The organism is Bacteroides propionicifaciens DSM 19291 = JCM 14649 (genome assembly GCF_000375405.1).
GTDB lineage: Bacteria > Bacteroidota > Bacteroidia > Bacteroidales > Bacteroidaceae > Bacteroides_E > Bacteroides_E propionicifaciens.
Genome location: NZ_AQWS01000020.1, coordinates 31,629 through 52,980, shown reverse-complemented (window position 1 = coordinate 52,980; position 21,352 = coordinate 31,629). Strand labels below are relative to the sequence as shown.

The 21,352-nt window shown below is 38.9% G+C and carries 17 protein-coding genes and 1 pseudogene; 10 read left to right on the top strand and 8 right to left on the bottom strand.

Annotated features, from left to right (window positions below):
* Positions 1-599, bottom strand: a pseudogene (locus B091_RS11925) (IS256 family transposase); the annotation flags it as partial.
* Positions 600-1,134: 535 nt separating this feature from the next.
* Positions 1,135-2,808, bottom strand: a complete 1,674-nt coding sequence (locus tag B091_RS0107565) for a nucleoside kinase (protein ID WP_018109409.1) — start codon at positions 2,806-2,808, stop codon at positions 1,135-1,137.
* 80 nt (positions 2,809-2,888) lie between these two features.
* Between B091_RS0107565 and B091_RS0107560 the strand changes: the two genes are divergently transcribed.
* On the top strand, positions 2,889-4,595 hold the full coding sequence (locus B091_RS0107560) for a Na/Pi cotransporter family protein (protein ID WP_018109408.1): 1,707 nt from the start codon (positions 2,889-2,891) through the stop codon (positions 4,593-4,595).
* A gap of 71 nt (positions 4,596-4,666) precedes the next feature.
* Here the strand turns inward: B091_RS0107560 and rd are convergent, their stop codons facing one another.
* The gene (gene rd / locus B091_RS0107555) at positions 4,667-4,831 is read right to left on the bottom strand and encodes a rubredoxin (protein ID WP_018109407.1); all 165 of its coding nucleotides are present in this window, start codon (positions 4,829-4,831) and stop codon (positions 4,667-4,669) included.
* Between the two features lie 205 nt (positions 4,832-5,036).
* Here rd and B091_RS0107550 point away from each other — a divergent pair, with 205 nt between their 5' ends.
* The 4 genes from B091_RS0107550 to B091_RS0107535 all read left to right on the top strand — a co-directional run bounded on the left by B091_RS0107550 (position 5,037) and on the right by B091_RS0107535 (position 10,122).
* Positions 5,037-7,664: a calcium-translocating P-type ATPase, PMCA-type gene (locus tag B091_RS0107550; RefSeq protein WP_018109406.1), complete on the top strand. Its 2,628-nt coding sequence runs from the start codon at positions 5,037-5,039 to the stop codon at positions 7,662-7,664.
* Between the two features lie 2 nt (positions 7,665-7,666).
* Positions 7,667-8,296 carry an HAD family hydrolase gene (locus B091_RS0107545; protein WP_018109405.1) on the top strand — a complete coding sequence of 210 codons (630 nt, stop codon included), beginning with the start codon at positions 7,667-7,669 and terminating at the stop codon, positions 8,294-8,296.
* Between the two features lie 6 nt (positions 8,297-8,302).
* On the top strand, positions 8,303-9,238 hold the full coding sequence (gene ribF / locus B091_RS0107540) for a riboflavin biosynthesis protein RibF (protein ID WP_018109404.1): 936 nt from the start codon (positions 8,303-8,305) through the stop codon (positions 9,236-9,238).
* A 65-nt stretch (positions 9,239-9,303) separates the two neighbouring features.
* The gene (locus tag B091_RS0107535) at positions 9,304-10,122 is read left to right on the top strand and encodes a CPBP family intramembrane glutamic endopeptidase (RefSeq protein WP_018109403.1); all 819 of its coding nucleotides are present in this window, start codon (positions 9,304-9,306) and stop codon (positions 10,120-10,122) included.
* A 43-nt stretch (positions 10,123-10,165) separates the two neighbouring features.
* On the opposite strand, the gene B091_RS0107530 is transcribed toward B091_RS0107535, so the two are convergent.
* The 3 genes from B091_RS0107530 to B091_RS0107520 are packed head-to-tail and all read right to left on the bottom strand — an operon-like array spanning position 10,166 to position 12,591.
* Positions 10,166-10,597 carry a SufE family protein gene (locus tag B091_RS0107530; RefSeq protein ID WP_025069418.1) on the bottom strand — a complete coding sequence of 144 codons (432 nt, stop codon included), beginning with the start codon at positions 10,595-10,597 and terminating at the stop codon, positions 10,166-10,168.
* A 7-nt stretch (positions 10,598-10,604) separates the two neighbouring features.
* Positions 10,605-11,627, bottom strand: coding sequence for a M20 family metallopeptidase (locus B091_RS0107525; protein ID WP_018109401.1), 1,023 nt, complete (start codon positions 11,625-11,627; stop codon positions 10,605-10,607).
* A gap of 55 nt (positions 11,628-11,682) precedes the next feature.
* Positions 11,683-12,591, bottom strand: a complete 909-nt coding sequence (locus tag B091_RS0107520; protein ID WP_018109400.1) for a S66 peptidase family protein — start codon at positions 12,589-12,591, stop codon at positions 11,683-11,685.
* 175 nt (positions 12,592-12,766) lie between these two features.
* Here B091_RS0107520 and B091_RS0107515 point away from each other — a divergent pair, with 175 nt between their 5' ends.
* On the top strand, positions 12,767-13,672 hold the full coding sequence (locus B091_RS0107515; RefSeq protein WP_018109399.1) for a phosphate acyltransferase: 906 nt from the start codon (positions 12,767-12,769) through the stop codon (positions 13,670-13,672).
* A gap of 15 nt (positions 13,673-13,687) precedes the next feature.
* A complete protein-coding gene (gene buk / locus B091_RS0107510) occupies positions 13,688-14,749 on the top strand; it encodes a butyrate kinase (RefSeq protein ID WP_025069419.1) in 1,062 nt (353 codons plus the stop codon).
* 92 nt (positions 14,750-14,841) lie between these two features.
* Here the strand turns inward: buk and pnp are convergent, their stop codons facing one another.
* A complete protein-coding gene (gene pnp / locus B091_RS0107505) occupies positions 14,842-16,968 on the bottom strand; it encodes a polyribonucleotide nucleotidyltransferase (RefSeq protein WP_018109397.1) in 2,127 nt (708 codons plus the stop codon).
* Between the two features lie 194 nt (positions 16,969-17,162).
* On the opposite strand from pnp, the gene B091_RS0107500 reads away from it, so the two are divergent.
* From B091_RS0107500 to B091_RS0107490, 3 genes are all read left to right on the top strand, one after another.
* The gene (locus B091_RS0107500) at positions 17,163-18,320 is read left to right on the top strand and encodes a TlpA disulfide reductase family protein (RefSeq protein ID WP_018109396.1); all 1,158 of its coding nucleotides are present in this window, start codon (positions 17,163-17,165) and stop codon (positions 18,318-18,320) included.
* 216 nt (positions 18,321-18,536) lie between these two features.
* On the top strand, positions 18,537-19,001 hold the full coding sequence (greA, locus tag B091_RS0107495) for a transcription elongation factor GreA (protein ID WP_025069420.1): 465 nt from the start codon (positions 18,537-18,539) through the stop codon (positions 18,999-19,001).
* 25 nt (positions 19,002-19,026) lie between these two features.
* Entirely contained in the window at positions 19,027-19,425 is a 399-nt protein-coding gene (locus tag B091_RS0107490; protein ID WP_018109394.1) for an HIT family protein, read from the top strand.
* Between the two features lie 149 nt (positions 19,426-19,574).
* Here B091_RS0107490 and B091_RS0107485 read toward each other — a convergent pair whose 3' ends face one another.
* Positions 19,575-21,275, bottom strand: a complete 1,701-nt coding sequence (locus tag B091_RS0107485) for a SulP family inorganic anion transporter (RefSeq protein ID WP_025069421.1) — start codon at positions 21,273-21,275, stop codon at positions 19,575-19,577.
* Positions 21,276-21,352: the final 77 nt, after the last annotated feature.

The following is a 21,352-nucleotide window of genomic DNA, read 5'->3' as shown; positions in this document are numbered from 1 at the left end:
ACGATACAAATCTGTGTCTTAGATTCAGGGAAAACCGTACGAATAGTTTCTGTAAAGCCATTTAAATTATCCGTTGCAGTAATTAAGATATCTTCTGTACCACGAGCCTTTAAATCAGTTAAAACACTCATCCAAAAGGCTGAGGACTCATTTTTACCCAGCCAAAGACCCAGTACTTCTTTAAGCCCATCTCGTCTTAATCCCACAGNAATATAAATGGTTTTATTAATCACTTTAGAGCCCTCTCTGACTTTAAAAACAATGCCATCCATCCAAACGATAAGATATACGGGCTCTAAGGGTCTATTTTGCCAAGCTANAATATCAGCAGTAACAGCATCTGTGATACGAGAAATCGTGGCTGAGGAAACATCAAAATCATAGACTTCTCTAATTTGCTCTTCTATATCTGAAANACTCATCCCTTTGGCATAAAGAGATATAATAACGTTTTCTCGTCCCTCTACCATGCTTATCATAATCTAAATGAGCATCCAGCTCACCCTCTAGTATTTTCTCTATACCTCGCTTTTGAATGGACTAAGGAAGTTGTTTAGTTATTCACCTATTTTGAACTGTTTAAAGAACTCATCGGGGATTAAATCTTCTGCTTACATACATGTCTAAGTTTTTTATTATAAAACAACGGCCCAGGTAAAGTTGTTACCTGGGCCGATTGTTTTAACTTACACACTTTATGAAAGGGTGTCCGCTTAAAACATATAACCCACAGAGATCATTACATTCCTGTTTTTGTCAGAAAGATCATCGTTTGAGGTAGAAGTCTTTTCTTTCTAAACCAATTGAAACAAATTAAAGACAATTGCTATAATGCAGAGGATATACGATAAATATAAATCCCATGAATTCAATTCTTTAATTCGACCTATTGTAAATAAAGTCAAACTTATTATTATGACACCTATTGTTAGACCAAAATTAGGATTTTGCAATCCTGAAAACAAAATAATCACGTTTGCAATTATCAATAAAATATAGATGCTAAATTTGAAGATCCACTCTTTTTTCATAATAAAAATATAATATATAAATGAAACGACTTACTCGTTTAGGACAGACTCCCTAGTGGGAGACCCTAAACGAGTAAGTCGTTTTTAGTTGCTTAGCTAGATGTTAATATTCGAAGCTACTTCCTCCTAGGAACTCACGAAGTAGTGAGGTAGGGGGGATTTGTTTATCTTGGATAGGGTAGAAGAAGTTCAAGAACTTCAACAACCTATATGCTTCCGAGTAGGCAGGGTCACTTTGTGGCACACACATAAGTATGGGTTCAGCATAGCGACGGATTACGGCCAATTCGAAGATAAGTGCTGAATTAAACATGGCATCTGCATTCTCTTGGTAGGGGAAAATCCATTTATCTTCTCCTGCTCTAACACTTTTCCATCTCGATATGGTCTCTTCTGCTGAATAGCCTCTGTAATTATAATCACGAACAATACGTCTAAGCAGACGATTATCAGTGGTGGGTATCCAGTTGTGGTCGTCAAGAGAGATGGTAGTCAGTGCCGAAACATAAACCATATATTTGTCTTCTCGTTTGATATGCTCGGTCAAGCTCGGGTTAAGTGCATGGATTCCCTCAAGAATCAGAATCATGTTCTCTTTGAGCTGTAGGGTATCTCCTTTATACTCTTTCTTTCCTGTTTGGAAATTGAAAGAGGGAAGTTCTACCTTCTCGCCTCTAATTAGGGCTTGAAGATGTTGGTCGAACAGCTCAAGGTCTAAGGCATATAGAGATTCGTAGTCGAAATCTCCATTCTCATCTTTTGGGGTTTCGTCTCTTTCTACAAAATAATTGTCGAGCGAAATGGCTACTGGCTTTAAACCGTTAGTCATAAGTTGGATAGAAAGTCGCTTGCTAAATGTAGTCTTACCTGATGACGAAGGACCAGAAATCAAAACTGCGCGCACGGGCTTGCCTTTTTTACCTCTACAATGAATTTCATCGGCAATCTGAGCTATTTTTTTCTCTTGCAGTGCTTCGGCTACATTTATCAGGTCGGTGGTATGTCCGTTTTTCGAAGCGATATTCATATCACCTACGGTGCGTACACCCATAATACGTTGCCAACTTAAGTATTCTTTGAATACACTAAACATCTTTTCTTGCTTAGTAAGTTCTGCAATCTCAAAGGGGTTATCTCTATTGGGAATTCTTAGTAATACCCCGTCGTAGTATTTGATTAGGTCAAAAACCTTTAATGCACCTGTGCTCGGTAGTAAACTTCCATAGTAATAATCCTTTGTACCTCCCAGTTCGTAATAGTAGGTATAGATTGCTCCCGAAGTTTTTAGGAGTTTTACCTTATCGTGCATTCCCTCTTCTTCGAAAAGTGCAATAGCATCCGTGGTTCTTACCTCTTTTCGATAAAAAGGGAGATCCTGATCTATAATTTCCTGCATTCGGACTTTTATCAAAGCGATATCATCAATCTGAACCTCTCTACCAATCTCTATATTGCAGAAATATCCCTTCGAAACAGGGTGTTCTACAAAAAGTTTTCCCTCGGGAAATAATTCGGTAATAGCTTTATACAAAACAAAAGAGAGTGAGCGAACGTAGGTTCGCATAGCAGATGAGTTGGTTGCGTCTAAGAAGTCAATATCCTTATTATTGTAAGCCCTATATCTGAGCCCCTCAATTCGGTTATTTACCTTTGCGCTTACTACAGGATACTTGAAATCTAATTTAAAACCCCTATAAATATCCAAAAGTGAAGAACCTATCGGGAATTCTTTATAGATATTGTTATTTTTACAATATATTTGCACCAATTGCTTCATATGCTCTGATTTTAGATGTTATGTAAGCCAAAGTAGAGAAATATTGCTTGAATAGCAAAAATCATCAATTGAAATAGTAGATGGATTATTCATTTAAGGATTTATTACAACTCATTGGTTCCCTGGGATTATTCCTATATGGGATGAAGATAATGAGTGAAGGGTTACAAAAATTTGCTGGAGATCGACTGAGAAGTATCTTAACAGCTATGACAACCAACCGTGTAACAGGAATGTTAACGGGAGTATTGATAACAGCTCTTATTCAGTCTTCATCAGCAACTACTGTAATGGTAGTAAGTTTCGTTAACGCTGGGCTTCTGAGCTTAACTGAGTCGATTAGTGTGATTATGGGTGCCAATATTGGAACCACCGTCACCGCCTGGCTGATTTCTATTGGAGGGTTTAGTGTCGACATGAGTGCTTTCTCATTACCTATATTGGCTGTTGCACTCCCTCTGATCTTCTCAAACAAAGGAAACAAGAAATATGTAGGAGAGTTTCTTTTTGGTTTTTCATTCTTATTTATGGGGCTTACGAGCTTGAAAACAAACTCCCCCGATTTGTCACAGAATCCCGAAATGTTAGCGTTCGTACAGAGCTATACAGACATGGGATTCTTTTCTATTATATTATTCTTAATAATTGGTAGTATTCTTACCGTAATTGTTCAGTCTTCTTCGGCCACAATGGCCATAACATTGATTATGTGTACCAATGGTTGGATTAGTGTTGAGCTTGGTGCTGCACTAGTGTTAGGTGAAAATATTGGTACAACCATTACGGCGAATCTTGCCGCTTTTACTGCCAATACACAGGCTAAGCGAGCCGCTTTAGCCCATCTCGTATTCAATATTTTTGGTGTGATTTGGGGGTTAGCTCTGTTTTATCCATTTATGGGAGTTGTAGATTGGGTGGTTGACCACTTGACTTCATCATCTATTAGCAATGTGACTTTGACTTCTTATCGTCTATCGGCCTTCCATACCATGTTCAATATCTGCAATGTCTTGGTGTTAATCTGGTTTGTGAAACTTATTGAGAAGACGGTTTGCTTCTTTATTCGCCCCAAAGAGGACGACAAAGACGAGCCAAGACTACGCTTTATTACGGGTGGTATGTTATCGACAGCAGAACTTTCTATACTTCAGGCGCACAAAGAGATTCATCTTTTTGCTGAGCGAATCCATCGCATGTATGGTATGGTCAGGGAACTCTTGCATACCGAAAAAGACGAGGATTTCAATATACTCTATAGCCGAATTGAAAAGTATGAAAATATTAGCGACAACATGGAGCTAGAGATTGCCAATTACCTGAATCAGGTTTCGGAGGGTCGATTGAGTTCCGAAAGTAAGCTTAGAATCCGTACAATGTTGCGTGAGGTGACTGAGATTGAGAGTATTGGTGATAGCTGCTACAATTTGTCTAGAACCATTAATCGCAAACGTCAGGCTGGTACTGAGTTCACCGATAAGCAATACCAGCATATACATTTCATGATGAAGCTTGTTAACGATGCTATAACTCAGATGATTATTGTTCTTGAGAAAGACGATCATTATACAAGTGCTGACATCAACAAATCGTACAACATCGAAACTGAGATTAACAACTACCGTAATCAATTAAAGAATCAAAACATACTCGATGTTAACAACAAAGAGTACGATTACCAGACGGGAGTTTACTATATGGACTTAGTGGGCGAGTGCGAAAAACTTGGCGACTATGTAGTTAATGTAGTTGAAGCCAGTGGTGATTTGAGAGATAAGAGATTAATATAAACAAACATAGTTATATTTCTCTACTACACAAAAAAGCCCTTTATCTGTATGATAAAGGGCTTTTTTGTGTTTTAGTCTTCGTGTGGTTCAAAATCTTCTTTTCCAACTCCACATAATGGGCAAACCCAATCTTCTGGAATGTCTTCAAAAGCTGTTCCTGGCTCGATGCCTGAATCTGGATCGCCTTCAGCTGGATCATAAATATAATCACACACTACGCAAATGTACTTTTTCATAATCTGTCAAATTAATTTGTAATACTTATATTGATTCTAACAATGTAACGGCATTTATGTTCTGTGAAATTTAGTAATATCATTAAAAACATTTATAAATGCAGTTTTTGCCTATTCAAATATACTAATATTATGATTAGGTATAGTTCTTATGCTAAAGATAAATTGTATTTTTGTCTATCACAAAACATTTTATTTGCCAGTTATGAACGAAGCAGAACACTTGCTTAAGCAGGGTCTAACCTCGGATGAGGTAAACCAAAATAGACAAAAGTTTGGAAATAATCTCTTAACTCCCCCTAAAAAAGTCTCTTTATGGCAACTCTATTTGGATAAATTCAAAGATCCAATTATTCAGATTCTTCTTGTTGCGGCTTTCTTCTCTCTTATCATATCCTATATCCATAACGATTATATCGAAACAATCGGTATCCTTGCTGCTGTTGTATTGGCAACTACTATTGGTTTCTATTTTGAATACGATGCCAACCGTAAGTTTGAGATCCTTAACGCTGTTGGCGAGGAGGTCTTGGTTAAGGTTGTTCGTGATGGTCGTGTTCAACAAGTTGAGCGCAAGGATATTGTAATTGGTGATGTGGTATTGCTTGAGCAAGGCGAGGAGGTTCCTGCCGATGGTTATTTGCTAGAGGCTGTCTCCTTGCAGATTAACGAATCGTCTCTAACTGGTGAGCTTTTGATCTACAAGTTCACCGATGAGGCTCATTTTGAAGAGGAGGCTACTTATCCATCCAATCGTGTATTGCGAGGTACTATGGTGCTTGATGGGCATGGTGCTTTTGTGGTTGATAAGATTGGTGATGATACTGAGATTGGCAGGGTGGCAGAACTCACCAACGAAAAAAGTGAAATAGAGACACCATTAAAACAACAACTTACTAAGCTTGCTAAGCTGATTGGTAAAATTGGTTTCACCATTTCAGCTGCTGTGTTTGTAATCTTTACGGCTCGCGATCTCTACTTCTTTTTCCAGACTCAAAACTTAATTGGCTGGGATCAATACCTCAAGGTATTTGAGATTATTCTCAAATACTTTATGGTTGCTGTGACCTTATTGGTTGTGGCTGTTCCCGAAGGATTACCCATGAGTGTCACGCTGAGTTTGGCGCTTAACATGAAGCGAATGCTCCGCACTAACAACTTAGTGCGTAAGATGCATGCTTGCGAAACGATGGGGGCTATTACTACGATTTGTACAGATAAAACAGGAACATTAACCCAGAATAAGATGAGAGTCTCTTCATCAACCTTTATGCCCGATTTTGAAGCGGATAAAAGATTGGTGTTTAAAAATATGGCACTTAACTCAACTGCATATCTATCACATGAGGATGGTAGTTCGCAAGGTATTGGTAACCCTACTGAGGTTGCACTTTTGCATTGGCTCGAAGAGCAGGGGCAAGATTATGCTGAGCTTCGCTCAACACACCAAATAGTAGATCAGCTTCCATTCTCGACCGAAAGAAAGTTTATGGCAACGCTGGCTAAGGGTGAAAACGACAAGAATTTACTCTTTATAAAAGGGGCACCCGAAGTAGTTTTAGCCTATTGTAATATTGATGCTCAAGACAGAGCAAAGGCTGAAAAGCAGCTTATTGATCTTCAGTCGAAGGCCATGCGAACGTTGGCTTTTGCTGTTTTGGAGCTTCCCAGTAATGTTTCCTTAGACCTTAAAGACCTATCACTTTATAGCAATATGGATCTACTTGCCTATGTAGGCATTATGGACCCTGTTCGTCCCGAAGTGCCTGCAGCAGTAGCTGCTTGCCAGTCGGCAGGAATTGATATTAAAATGGTTACGGGAGATACACTAGTGACCGCCCGTGAAATTGGTCGTCAGATTGGTCTATGGAAAGATGACACATCTGATTCAGCGAGTATAACAGGTCCCGATTTTGAGAAGTTATCTGAAGATGAGGCTCGTAAACTTGTATTAGATTTGAAAATCATGTCGCGTGCACGACCATCAGATAAACAACGTCTTGTGCGTTTACTTCAAGAAAACGATAAAGTTGTTGCTGTAACGGGTGATGGGACTAACGATGCTCCTGCCCTTAATTTTGCCCAAGTGGGTCTGTCTATGGGCTCAGGTACTGCGGTGGCCAAAGAAGCCAGTGATATAACTTTGCTTGACGACTCTTTTAATAGTATCGGGACGGCAGTTATGTGGGGACGTTCGCTTTACAAAAATATCCAACGCTTTATTGTGTTTCAGCTCACTATAAACCTGCTAGCTCTCTTGATTGTATTGTTTGGTGGCTTTACGGGTTCCGAATTGCCTTTAACCATCACGCAGATGCTTTGGGTCAACTTAATCATGGATACTTTTGCGGCTTTAGCTTTGGCCTCCATACCACCTAGTAAAAGTGTAATGGAGGATAAGCCTCGTAAGCCTTCCGACTTTATCATTACTAAGTCTATGGCTGGTGTTATTCTTGGTGTGGGTCTATCTTTCTTGATTGTTTTATTGGGGATGCTCTATTACTTTAAGGTTCAGCCGGGCGGTTTAACAACCTATGACCTGACTTACTTCTTTACTTTCTTTGTCTTTTTGCAATTTTGGAACCTTTTTAACATGCGGGTGTTGGGAACTACCGCATCAACATTTAAGGGCTTACTCTCGTCAAGTACCTTTTTATTTGTAGCTTTGCTAATAGCAGTTGGACAATGGTTTATTGTTGAGTATGGTGGTGCAGTATTTCGCTGCGTACCTTTAACTGCCTCTTCATGGTTTCAAATCATAGGAATTACATCGCTAATCTTGTGGATTGGTGAAGGTGTACGACTTATTGGTCGACTGAAAAATAAAAAGTAAGCATGGTAAATAGTAGCATACGTAATGTTGTTTTTGACTTAGGTGGTGTTTTAATTAATACCGATTTGAATAGAACGGTTCAATATTTTAAAGCCTTAGGAGTTTCTGGGGCAGAAGAGATGTTCTCTAACCCCGATTTTATGACTATTTACCACCAATTTGAATGTGGTGCAATTAGTGATATTGAGTTTAGAGATCGTTTGCGTCTGCTTTATCCTATTCTCAGTGAAGCCAGCGATCAACAAATTGATTCTGCTTGGAATGCCATGCTAATTGATATTCCTGAATATAAACTCGATTTGCTTCTTGAACTTAGGTCACATCTTATTGTTTATCTGCTTAGCAATACAAATACGATTCATTGGGAATGGGCATTGGAAAATCTCTTTCGGTACAAAGGCTTTACCCATGAAGATTTTTTCGAACACGAGTACCTCTCTTTTCGTTTACAGAAATGCAAACCTGAGGAAAGTGTCTTTGAGTTTGTTTTGAGTGATGCTAATATTGATGCTGCTGAAACTTTTTTCATAGATGACAAAAAAGAAAATACCGATGCTGCTGAAAAACTTGGGATGCTTACATATACACCCAAACTCAACGAGGATTGGAGTTTCTTATTTAATATTGAATAACTATTTATGCTAATTATAGATAATCAATCAACTGTTTTGCCCCAGCCATGTGTGGCAAGTATTGGTTTCTTTGATGGTGTCCACCGTGGTCATATCTATTTAATAGACCAAGTTAAGCGTGTGGCTATACAAAGAGGGTTGAAGTCTGCCTTGCTAACATTTCCTGTTTCGCCTACTGAGGTTATTTTTCCTGAAAGAAAAATTCCTTTGCTGGCCCCTATTGACGAAAAACTAAACCTGCTTAGGCATACTGAAATTGACTATTGCTTTTTGGTGGAGTTTACTCTAGGTTTATCAAAACTTACGGCTAAGGAATTTATGGAGCAAATTCTGCTTGATAAGTTTAATGTTAAAGTCTTAATCATCGGATACGATCATCGCTTTGGTTATAACCGCTCTGAAGGTTTTGAGGATTATTGTCGTTATGGGCGTGAGTTGGGAATAGATATTGTTCAGGCTGAAGCTTTGCCTGCCGATTCGGTAGATGTGAGTTCTTCTCTTATTCGTAATTATATTCAGCAAGGTGAAATTGAGCTTGTGGAGCCTATACTAGGTTATTCTTATAGCTTAAGAGGAACTGTAATAAAGGGCAAACAACTGGGTCGTACAATAGGTTTCCCTACTGCAAATATTCGTGTCGATCACAGTGAGAAGATTGTCCCTAAAGATGGTGTTTATGCTGTTCAAGTGATTCTTGATAGGGACGATAAGTTATACTGGGGTATGCTTAATATAGGTAACCGCCCCACTGTAGATGACTTTGCCATGCGCAGTATTGAAGTTAATATATTAGGGTTTAAAGGTGATATTTACGATCAGCAGATGACATTATTATTTAAAAAGCGACTCCGTGATGAGGTTAAATTTGCATCTCTTGATGCGCTAGTAGAGCAACTTCATATTGATTGTTTGGCTGTTGAGAAGCTGTCTCAGGCTGACTAATAAGCCTGTTTTGTTTGGTCGTGTTATGATAATTGATTTCTTTATAGGATAAAATACTAGGCTACATGAAAGGTTGGGGAAAAGCTATTTTAGCTCTTGTTTTGTTTGTTGCTATTAAGTTTATAGTCATTGTTTTATTTCGTGTTGGCTATGAGGCTATATTTGGGTCCGAACCTGATGTAGTGCTGAGTAACGGAATCCTATTGGGGTATACGACCTTAATTAGTTCGATAATTATCTTAATAGCCCTCTATTTTTGGAGACCCATTCGTGGAATTCCCGATCGGATCCGATCTTTACCTTTGCTCTTCTGCATTGGACTTATTTTTCTAGGTTTTTTGGGTATAGTTTTAAATAGCTTTGTGCTATCTGCACTGGTCGATTCTCAAGCAGATTTACTTCAGAAAAGCAAGTTTATTTTGGATTCGGGTTTTATTGGAATATTTGGTGTGGTAATTCTTGTGCCTATTGTTGAAGAGCTTATCTTTAGACGAGTTATGATTGAGGCTATTTCTGAACAAACCAAGCCGATTATAGCTGTGCTAATTTCATCACTTGTCTTTGGCTCTTTGCACGGTGAGCCTGTGCAGATTTTAGGTGCGACCTTGTTGGGCCTTGTGTTTGGTTGGCTCTACTATCAGTCGGGAAGTATTGTACCTTCAACCCTACTTCATATCTTTAATAATGGATACTTTGTTCTTGCACTTTACTTGAGTCAAGAAAAGGGTGAAAATATCGACTTCATCGAAGACCAGTTGTTTTCACTGAATCATCCTTGGGGCATTTATATTGCTCTATTTTTGCTCCTTGTCTTTGTTCTTTTAGCAAAAAAACTGTCGCTGCGGTCAAGACATCTCAAACAAAAAAATGAGGAATTGATATAATCAAAAAGAGCAATGAAAAATTTAATTCATTGCTCTTTTAGTTTTATTGTGCTGATTCTTGTTTTGCTTTGAAGGCCAATGCATAGATTCTCATCTGTTTAACCATAGCAAGTAATCCGTTGCTGCGGGTAGGCGATAAATGTTCTTTAAGGCCGATATCATCTATAAAATGTAAGTTGGCATTAAGTATTTCATCGGGGGTATGTCCCGAGAGTACACGCATTAATAGTGCTACAATTCCCTTTACGATTAAAGCATCGCTCTCGGCTTGATAAATGATGTTACCGTCCACTAAGTCGGCTTGTAACCATACTCGGCTTTGACATCCCTGAATAAGGTTTTGTTCTGTCTTATACTTTGGGTCCAAAGGTGGAACATCATTTCCTAGGTCGATTAGGAGTTGGTAGCGATCCATCCAATCGTCAAAGTCACTAAATTCTTCTATAACTTCTTCTTGCAATTCTTCTATTGTCATAGTCTTTTTATTTTTCTTCATAAATAACAGCTAGAACAGTTTGCCCTACTGCTTTGAGTGTTTCTTTACTGATATGCTCCATGTCGTCATTTACAGTATGCCAAACATCTCCAAAACTTGATTGTTCATTATTAGGGAAGTAAGGGATAATATCGATGGTCTTTATGTTGGTGATTTTGTTCACAAACAGGTGGTCATCAACAATGGTACCTCCTTCTTGGTCAATGAAATATTTATTGTAACCCAATTGGTGGGCTTTATTCCAAACCTTTTTGGTTAGTTTCTTCGCAAAGTAGAGAGAATAACCCTCTTGGTAGAATGTAGCATCTTTACCACCGACCATGTCGAGCAAGATTCCGAAACGAGCTGTATAGTTGGGTACATGTGGCACTCTACTCCAATATTGTGAGCCTAGACACCAATGATCTTCACGTTGCACTCCTTTGTAAAAGGTTGGTGAGCCGTAGTCTTCGGCGTCAAAAAGGATAATATCTATTCCTAATGCAGGTTGTTTGATATTGATCTGGCGAGCCACTTCGAGCAGAACACCTACACCACTTCCACCATCGTTGGCTCCAAGTACTGGATTATGGTGGTTTTTGGGGTTTGGATCGTTGTCTGCCCAAGGTCGAGTATCCCAATGTGCAAATAACGCTATTCTGCGTTTAGATTCGGGATTATACGCTCCAATGATATTACTTGATTTGAGAATCGTGCCATCGTAGGCTATAGCATCGAAATCTTGACGAAACACTACAGCTCCAAACGCTTCGAGTTGAGATGTTAAATAATCGGCACAAGCTTGATGAGCTTTAGTATTTGGTACTCGAGGTCCAAAACTCACTTGCTTGTCAATATAATGGTATGCGCTATCGGCATCAAAAGCAGGAATTTCCACTTGAATCTCTTTTTCTGCCCCTAAAGCATTTGAATCAGCTGCTTCACTATTGGCTTTCTTGTTGCTATTACCGCAGGCTAGAAGTGCCATAGGAAGTAGTCCTATGATAAAGGTTTTACTTATTTTATTCATACTTACATTTTTGAAGATGCTCAAATTTACTTAATTTCATTCAAATAGATGAATTTTATGCTTCAAAAATCAGTTCTACTGTGTTCTTGCTTACTCGTAGTTCAGCAGTTGCTCCATTTATTAAGGGGTAGTTCTGTGTTGCATGGCCAATGGGGAAATCAAAACATACGGGGCATGATAATTCATTAATGATTGGATATATGGCTTTATACACCTCTTTACTAATATTTGAACTGCTGAAGTTGTCGGTGAACTGGCCGATAATTAGACCCGAGAGTTTTTCCAGTGTTCCGCTAAGCTTAAGTTGATAGAACATGCGTTGTACAGTGTTTGGACTTACGTTGACATCCTCTAGGTATAAAATAGTTCCTTCGGGGGTTGTTTCAAGCGGTGTTTTATTCAAGCTCTCAAGTATGGAGAGATTTCCACCTTTTAAAACTGCTCGAGCAACTCCTTCTTTATTGTGTTTATGTGCTTTGAAGAGGTAGTTTAGTGGGCTGCCAAATAGTACCTTCTGCATCAGTGCAGCAGCTATATCGTCTTTGGGCTCAACCGTTAAATGCCTAGCCATAGGTGCATGTAAGGATGCATAGCCTTGGGTTAAGAATAATGAGTGTAGCACAGTGATATCACTAAACCCAACTAGCCACTTGGGGCTTTTCTTGAATTTCGTAAAGTTTAATTTATCTATGAGTTGTATGCAGCCATACCCCCCTCTACTACAAAATATAGCTTTTATTAGGGAGTTGTCTAAGCCGTATTGTAAATCGGCTAATCGTTGTTTTATTGTTCCTGCAAATGAGCTTGATTTGGCTGCAGCATGCTTCCCAACGATAGGGAATAGCCCCCACTTTAGAAGACGATCTTTGAGCCCCTTGAGTAGTAATTTATCAATTTTACCTGCCGGGGATATGATTAGTACTTTGTCTCCTACTTGTAGTGGAGTTGGTAATATTTGACTCATGCTTAATTCAGTGAAACGTTCTTAGGGCTTGATTAACCCTCTATTACATCGCTTAAATTACAAAGTATCATTTTCGGATACTCCTATGCAAGTTACTATAGCAAAGAGAAATATCGTAATCGTAAAGGTTAATTCGTCTATTTTTTAGATATTTGTTTAAAACATAGCTAAAATTATGGATATTATGAAAAACTTTAAGATGGTGGTTGATTGTCTTAAGGCTAGTAAAATAAAAAAACGGGTAGCCCTAATTTGCGGTGTCGATTCGCACTCGCAAGAAGCAATTTCAGCTGCCATCCGTGAAGGTTTTATTGAGGTCATCATGGTGGGTCCAAAAAGTGAGGTAGAATCGTACCCTATATTCTCCGAATTTCCCGATTCGGTACAGTTTATTGACATATCAGATGCTGATCAGGCAGCTAAGCAGGCTGTAGAGCTAATTCATCAGGGTAAAGCTGACATCTTAATGAAGGGAATAATTAACACCGATAATCTACTGCGTGTGGTGTTAAACAAGCATACAGGTCTGCTACCCAGTGGGCGTGTTTTGACTCATCTTTCGTTAGCTGAAATACCGACTTATGAGCATTTGCTTTTTTTTATGGATGCGGCTGTAATTCCCTACCCAACGCTTGAACAAAGAAGGGCAATGCTTGGTTATATGGTAAATACTTGTCATAAGTTTGGTTTAGAAGTTCCTCGCGTTGCGTTAGTGCACTTTACCGAAAAGGTTGACTCTAAATTCCCCTATAGTCTGGAATGTGAGCAACTTGTTCAAGAGTCCAAAACTGGAGCTTTTGGTAAGGTAGTACTCGATGGGCCATTGGATTTATTTACAGCATGTAGCTCCGAAGCTGCTGCAATAAAAGGAATTGAATCCCCCTTGAATGGGCAGGCGGATGCTCTTCTCTTTGCAAGTATTGAGTCGGCTAATGTCTTCTATAAGAGTGTAACTCTATTTGGCCAAGCCGAAATGGCAGGTCTGTTAATGGGTACAGATTGCCCTATAATTATTACATCACGTAGTGATTCAGCTCAAACTAAATACAATAGTATAGCTTTAGCTTGCCTGACTCATTAGATCAAATATAACTTTATGAGAATTTTAGCAATAAATCCAGGCTCGACATCAACAAAGATGGCTGTGTACGATGATACTACCCCAATTCTAGTGAAAAAGATACCCCACGAGATCTCTAGTCTAGCCAAGTTTGAGCGAGTTACAGACCAATATCATTTTCGAAAAACCTTAGTGCTTGAGGAGTTAAAGCAAAATAATATTCCTTTTCAGTTTGATGCTGTAATTGGTAGAGGAGGGTTGGTAAAACCAATCTGTGGGGGAGTATATACCATAAACCAGGCAATGCTTCGGGACACAATTAATGCAAAGCGGACTCATGCTTGTAATTTGGGATGTCTAATAGCATCCGAACTTGCTCAAAGTATTCCCGGCTGTAAAGCATTTATTGCTGATCCAGGTGTGGTCGATGAGTTGGATGATGTGGCTCGAATTTCGGGTTCTCCTTTATTACCTCGTATATCTATTTTTCATGCACTTAATCAAAAGGCTATTGCTCGTCGCTTTGCCAAAGAACAAAGCCGAAAGTATGAAGAGCTCAATCTCATTGTTTGTCATTTGGGAGGTGGAATTTCTGTCGGTACCCATAAGTTGGGCCGTGTAGTCGATGTGAACAATACACTCAATGGTGAAGGTCCTTTTTCTCCTGAACGTGCTGGAACATTGCCCGCAGGTCAGCTTGTGGATCTTTGTTTTAGTGGGCAATATACCCGTGAAGACCTAAAAAAAAGAATATCTGGACAAGCAGGCTTGGCAGCCCATTTAGGCTCTACAGATATGATTGAGATTGAACTTATGATTGAAGCGGGAGATAAGAAAGCCCAGCTCATCTGTGAGGCGATGATCTATAATGTAGCCAAAGCCATTGGTGGTGCTTCAACAGTATTAAATGGTCGTGTTGATGCTATATTGCTTACGGGTGGGTTATCACATTCCGATTATGTAATTGAGCGACTATGCCCCAAGATTGAGTTTATCGCACCTATTCATGTTTATCCTGGTGAAGACGAGTTGGAGGCTTTGGCACTTAATGCTTATGGTGCTTTGACTGGTGAATTGCCTATTATCGAATACGAATAGACTAGGTATTATAGCCTAAGCAATATCACAAAATAATAAAGCCTCACTTAACTAAAAGTGAGGCTTTATCTTTATATATCAATTTGAGTTGACTAGTCCTTTTCTGGACGCTCTAGAAGTACTTTACGTGAAAGTTTAAACTTACCAGTTTTCTTGTCTACGTCAATTAGCTTAACATCGATCGTATCATTCTCGTGCAAACCTGCATCTTCAACTTTTTCAAGTCTTTCCCATGCGATTTCAGAGATATGAAGAAGTCCGTCTTTTCCTGGAAGGAATTCAACGAAAGCTCCATAAGGCATGATTGAGCGGATTTTACCTTTGTATACTTCACCAACTTCTGGTACAGATACAATACCTTTGATTATAGAAACTGCGTCATCAATACATTTTTTGTTTGTACCAGATATTTCTACGCGACCTTCACCATCAACTTCTTCGATAGAGATAGTAGCGCCAGTTTCTTCTTGCATGCTTTGAATGATTTTACCACCAGGGCCAATGATTGCACCAATGAATTCTTTAGGAATTCGGATGCTTTCAATTCGTGGAGAGTGGTCTTTAAGATCCTCACGAGGAGCATCCATAGTTTCAACCATCTTGCCTAGGATGTGTAAACGGCCTTCTCTAGCTTGTCTTAAAGCAGCTTCTAGAATGTCGAATGACAAACCATCTACTTTAATATCCATTTGAGTAGCTGTGATACCATCTTTTGTACCTGTTACCTTGAAGTCCATATCACCTAAGTGATCTTCGTCTCCAAGAATATCAGAAAGTACAGCAAATTTATCTTCACCTGTGTTTTTGATTAATCCCATAGCGATACCCGATACTGGCTTCTTAATAGGCACACCTGTGTCCATAAGCGCTAGAGTACCACCACAAACTGTTGCCATTGAAGACGAACCGTTTGATTCAAGGATATCAGAGATCAAACGAATAACGTATGGGTAGTTGTCAGGGATCATACCTTTAAGTGCTCTGTGAGCAAGGTTACCGTGACCAATCTCTCTACGTCCTACACCTCTTTGTGCTCTTGCGTCACCTGTTGAGAATGGAGGGAAGTTATAATGAAGTAAGAAGCGTTCTTTACCGTGGAAAAGTACATCATCGATGATTTTTTCGTCCGATTTTGTACCTAATGTAACAGTACAAAGTGCTTGAGTCTCACCTCTAGTGAAGATAGATGAACCGTGAGGTCCAGGAAGACAATCAACTTCGCTCCAGATAGGACGAATTTGGCTTGTTTCACGTCCGTCAAGACGTTTTCCTTCATCTAAAATACAACGACGCATAGCTTCTTTCTCTACATCGTGGTAATATTTATTGATCAAACCTTCTTTCTCAGAAAGCTTTTCTTCGTCGTATTGAGCTTTGAATTCAGCTTTAATAGCCTCAAAAGCATCACCTCTCTCGTGTTTGTTGTTGTTGCTTGAAGCTGCTACAGCATATGCTTTGTCGTAACAAGCATCGTGAACAAGTTGACGAAGTTCTTCGTCGTTTTCTTCGTGGCAATATGTGCGTTTTACAGTTGAGCCAACAGCTTCTGCTAGTTCCATTTGAACTTTGCAATGTACTTTAATTGCTTCGTGAGCAACTTTCATTGCTTCTAACAATTCGGCTTCTGAAACCTCATCCATTTCACCTTCAACCATCATGATGTTTTCATAGGTAGCAGCTACCATAACGTCCATGTCGGCTTGTTCAAGTTGTTGGAATGTTGGGTTAACCACAAACTCTCCATTCACACGTGCAACACGTGCTTCAGAGATAGGGCCATTGAAAGGTATATCAGACACTGCTAAAGCTGCTGAGGCAGCAAGTCCAGCAAGTGCATCTGGCATATCAACACCATCAGCTGAATAAAGCGTAATGTTTACAAATACATCAGCGTGGTAGTCGTCTGGGAATAGGGGACGTAGAGCGCGGTCAACTAAGCGGCAAGTAAGGATTTCAGAATCAGAGGCTCTACCTTCTCTTCTTGTGAAACCACCAGGAAAGCGTCCAAAAGCAGAGAATTTTTCTTTATACTCTACCTGAAGTGGCATAAAATCTGTTCCGGGAACTGCATCTTTAGCGGCACAAACAGTAGCTAACATCATGGTGTTACCCATGCGTAACATTACAGCACCATCTGCCTGTTTTGCCAACTTTCCCGTCTCGAGCGTGATTGTTCTTCCATCACCTAGCTCGATCGTTTTAACAATTGGGTTAATCATAAAAATTGTTTTATCTATTTCTTTTCTTCAAATTCATGCAAAGATATACAATAAAACATTCTAATATGGTGTGAATGAGTTAAAATATTGTATTTTGGAGTCTCTAAATTTTATTCTTGTTGACCGTTCAATTACGCATAGAAAAGAATGAAAAGATGTATATTTGTAAAATTGATGTACACACTCACTAAATTATGAAAAAAATATCAGCACTGTTTACATTTGCTTTGGTGTTGCTTTTATCTGCCTGCTCATCCAATGAGAAATTCCATGTAGAAGGTAAGGTTGCCAATGCTAACGATGAGGTTCTCTATCTTGAAGCCTCTCAACTTCAAGGTCTAGTAGTATTAGATTCAGTGAAGCTGAGCTCTAATGGAGCCTTCTCTTTTGAAGCTTTAAAACCAGAGTCACCTGAGTTTTATCGTTTACGTATTAACAATAAGGTAATCCACTTCTCTATTGATTCTACTGAAACCTTGAAGTTTTCAGCTAGCTTACCTAACTTCGCTACTCAGTATGAAGTGGAAGGTTCAGAAAATGCTCAAAAGATTAAAGAGATTAGCCTAAAACAGATGGAGCTTCAGGGGCAGGTAAACTCGCTGCTTGACAAGTCGCGTAAGGGTGAAATATCCAACAAAGTTCTGCAAGAAAATCTCACAAAGCTATTTGAAACTTATAAGGATGATATTCAAAAGAACTATATCTTCAGTGCACCCAATACAAGTGCTGCCTACTATGCTTTGTTTCCTAAGATTAATGGCTTTATGCTTTTTGATCCATTAAACAGCAAAGAGGACTTACGGTGTTTTGCTTCTGTCGCTACGAGTTTGAATGAGTACTATCCCCATGCAGATCGTTCAAAAAACCTCTATAATATTGTTATAAAAGGGATGCGAAACACACGCAAAACAGGAGAGAAGTCTATTGAGATTCCTGAAGATAAAATAAGCTATACTGGCCTTATCGATATTGAATTGCGTGACTTGCATGGTAAGGTGCAGAAGTTGAGTGATCTAAAAGGTAAAGTCGTATTGCTTGACTTTATTGTATATCAAAGCCCTGTTTCGGCATCTCACGTGTTCTCGGTTCGTGAGCTTTATCAGAAATATGCAGATAAAGGTTTAGAGGTTTATCAGGTATCGCTTGATGCTGATGAACATTTCTGGAAGACATCTGTTGATAATCTCCCTTGGGTATGTGTCAGAGACGGAAATGGTATTTACTCAAAATACGCATCAACTTACGATGTTAAAAAAGTACCAACCTATTTCTTAATTAATAGGAATAACGAATTGGTGGCAAGAGGAGAACAGCTTTCAGATATCGAGGCTGCACTTAAACCGTTATTATAATGTCTTAATTTTATTGAATCTTAATCATGGGCTTTTTAGCTCCTTTAATTCTTTGATTCAATAAATTTATTGCTTTATCTTTGCATAAGACTTCAAGAAGGAGTATTTTAGAACATCAGAACAAGATATAATGGAGGGTTCCAACATTTGATTATGTTGGAATTCTTTTTTGTTTATTTTAATAAGTATAACTTAGATTATTTAGGAGGATTGAATATGGCATACATGTCAGAAAGTGGTTACAACCAATTAGTAGAAGAGCTCAGAGAATTGGAAACAGTTCAACGACCAGAAATTTCACGTCAAATAGGTGAAGCTAGAGATAAAGGCGATTTATCTGAAAATGCGGAGTACGATGCAGCTAAAGAAGCTCAAGGTATGTTGGAGATGAAAATCAACAACCTGAAGATGATTATTGCTGATGCACGTATTATTGATGAGTCAAAACTCAGTACGGACTCCGTTCAAATATTGAACACAGTTGTCCTTAAAAACGTAAAGAACAACGCAAAGATGACTTATACGATAGTCTCTGAGTCGGAAGCTGACCTTAAGAAAGGAAAGATTTCTGTGAACACACCCATAGCGCAAGGTTTGCTTGGTAAGAAAGTTGGTGATGTTTCTGAAATTAAAGTTCCTCAAGGTATGATTACCCTAGAAGTTGTTGAAATAACAATTTAATAACCCTAACCTTATTAACCTTATAATGGCAACTATTTTTACTCAGATTATTAAAGGTGATATTCCTAGCTATAGAGTAGCTGAGAATGATCAGTTCTATGCTTTTTTGGATATCTACCCGCTTTCCAAAGGGCATACTTTGGTTGTGCCCAAGCGTGAAGTTGATTATGTTTTTGATTTAGATGATGATGAATTGGCAGCGATGCACATTTTCGCAAAACGTGTAGCTAAAGCAATCGAGAAGGTCATACCTTGTAAGCGTGTAGGTGTTGCTGTCGTGGGACTTGAAGTTCCCCATGCCCATATTCATCTTATCCCTATAACTAAAGAGTCCGATATGATTCTTTCTAATCCTAAATTAAAATTATCGCAAGAAGAGCTCGCTGCAATTGCTAAAGATATTAGTGAGGCATTTAAGGCCTAGTTTAATCTTGTAATATGTATTTATAGCTGTATCCAAGTTTTAGATACAGCTATTTTTTGTATGTAATCGATGCAACCGATAATAAATCAGGCGATAATTAAAACTAATTATCGCCTGATTTATTATTTAAGAATGGTATGTAGTCATTCTCAAATTTCTTGCTTAGAACTTTGAATAATATCTTCAGCTCTTTTAATTGCCTCGTAGATATTGGGGCAGATGTTCTCATCGCCTACAACAACCTTGAAATCAGCCATCTCAAGTGTTCTATATACCGAAGGTGTGACACCAGAAAGTACAATTTTTATGCCTTGTTTGTGTGAAGTTAAGCATAGTGTTTTTAGGTTCTTAATACCTGTAGAATCAATGAATGGTACCTTTCTCATTCTAAATATGCGAACCTGCGGTTTGTCTTTAAGTGTAATCATAAGCTCCTCGAATCGGTTAGCAATTCCAAAGAAAAATGGACCTTCAATCTCATAAACCTCTACATCTTTAGGAATACTAATATCGTCATCTGTTTGGTAGTCGGGTCCATAATCTTCGGTAAGCTTAATTTTCTCTTTGTTTACTGATACGGTAGTTGTTTCGGCTACACGTTTCATAAACAGTAGTGCTGCTAATAATAGTCCCACTTGAATCGCAACAACAAGGTCGAAAATCACGGTGAGTAGGAATGTTGCAAGTAAAACTGCGACATCGGCTTTAGGATTCTTAAGTAGTGCTTTGAATGTTCTCCACTCACTCATGTTGTAGGATACAATAATCAGCACTCCAGCAAGACAGGCCATAGGAATGTACTGAGCTAAGGGCATCAAAAACAATAGTATTAAGAGCAGTACTATAGCATGGATAATCCCTGCAACTGGTGTTTTACCTCCGTTATTGATGTTGGTCATTGTTCTAGCTATTGCTCCTGTAGCAGGGATACCACCAAACAAAGGAGTAACTACATTGGCAATACCTTGTGCTATGAGTTCAGTGTTTGAATCGTGCTTATCACCTGTTACTCCATCGGCTACAGTTGCTGAGAGTAGAGACTCTATTGCCCCTAGAATAGCGATAACTGCTGCTACGGGTAGTAAGTTTCGAAATGCAGCCCAACTCAGTGTTGGAATTTCCATTGCTGGAAGTGCCGCATTGATGGTGTAACGATCTCCAATTGTTGATATACTACTTGCTCCTAGATATTCCTTAAAGAGCCAGCCTAGGACCGTCATAATGATTATCGCCAATAGTGAACCAGGAATCTTTTTAGAGAAGCGAGGTGTTACTATAATTATAGCCAAGCTACCAGCGGTGATGAGTGTATTCCAAATGTCTAGTGTTGGGAGGCTCTTAAAATAGAGTATCCATTTACTAACGAAATCTCCAGGCATAACTTCACCGTTAAAGTTTAGGCCTAGAGCATCCCCAATTTGAGTGGTGAAAATAGTCACCGCAATACCACTTGTAAAACCTACAATAATAGGATAGGGAATGAACTTAATGATCGTTCCTAGTTTAAAGACTCCCATGGCAATTAACATCACCCCAGCCATTAAGGTTGCTACGATTAACCCACTGGTACCGTACTCCTGAATAATGCCATAGATAATAACAATAAATGCTCCCGTTGGGCCTCCAATTTGAACTTTGCTTCCGCCGAAGATGGAGACAATAAAACCAGCAATAATAGCTGTAATGATCCCCTTCTCTGGAGATACGCCACTTGCTATACCGAACGCTATCGCTAAAGGAAGTGCTACTATACCCACAATTACACCCGCCATTAGGTCGGCCGAGAATGTCTGTTTGGAATAGTCTTTTAGTGTAGTGAATAATTTGGGTTTAAATTCAAACATTGTAATTTAATTTAAATGAATGAGAAGATTGTGTTTGCTTTGCAAAATTACATAAAATAAGATGAAGATAAATGTTTTTTGTA